This is a genomic window from Janthinobacterium sp. FW305-128 (assembly GCF_020858135.1).
GTDB lineage: Bacteria > Pseudomonadota > Gammaproteobacteria > Burkholderiales > Burkholderiaceae_D > Janthinobacterium.
Map to the genome: position 1 here is coordinate 1 of NZ_JACYMK010000039.1, position 1,099 is coordinate 1,099.

Sequence of the window (1,099 nt, forward strand, 5' to 3'; positions counted from 1 at the left end):
GCGGCCAGCCTGGACAGTTCGGCATCGAGCCTGCTGGGCGCGGGCGTGAAGGCCGATGGCGGCTTGCTGGCGACAGGCGACTTGCGCGTGACGACGGCACAGGCGCTGCTGGCCAAGGGACAAAACCTGGCGGCGGGCCAGCTGGCCTTGAGCGGCGCGGCGCTGGACCTGACGGGCAGCCAGACGGGCGCGGCGAACATCGCATTGACGGCGACACAGGGCGATGTGCTGACGCGCCAGGCACTGCTGACGACGCCGGGCACCCTGGCGGTGACGGCGGGAGCACATGCGGGCCAGACCCTGGTCAATGAACAGGGACAACTGAGCGCGGGGCAGCTGGACTTGCAACTGAGTAACCTGGACAACCGCCGCGGCACCGTGGTGCAGACGGGCACCGGCGATACGCGCATCGTGTTGAGCATGCCGGCCGGCGTACTGGACAACACCAGCGGCCGCATCGCCGTCAACAGCGCGAATGCGACCCTGGATGCGGGCAAGCTGATGAATACGGATGGCAAGCTCGAACATGCGGGCAACGGCACGCTGGCGCTCCACGCGGCAACGCTCGATGGCGAGCGCGGCAGCATCCTCGGCAATGGCCTGGTGCGCATCGACGCGGGCATCATGCGGCATGACCAGGCCAGCACGGTGGGGCAGCAAGTGACGCTGCAGGCCGATAGCCTGAGCAACCGTGGCGGCCATGTGCTGCAGACGGGCGATGCGGCGATGACGGTAGCCACGACGGGACAGCTCGACAACAGCGGCGGCGAGATCGGCGGCAACGGCGGCGTGCAGGTGCGGGCCGGCGTGCTGGACAACAGCAAGGGCCGCATCACGTCCGCGGCTGCGGCATCTGTCGCCAGCAAGGGCGCTGTGAATAACACCGATGGCGTGCTGGCGGCGACCACCGACCTGCAGGTCGGTGGTGCCGCGCTGGACAATACGCGTGGTGTCGTGCAAACGGGCACCGGTGCCTTGGCGCTGGATGTGGCCAGCCTGCTGAACCAGCAGGGCACGCTGAGCGCGGGCACGGACCTGGCGGCCAAGGTCGGCGGGGATCTGAACAACTCCGGCTTGCTGTATGCGGGCCGCGACCAGC

The 1,099-nt window shown here is 69.0% G+C and carries 1 pseudogene; it reads left to right on the top strand.

The features are described from left to right. Window positions 1-1,099, top strand: a pseudogene (locus IGS60_RS28220) (filamentous hemagglutinin); the annotation flags it as partial.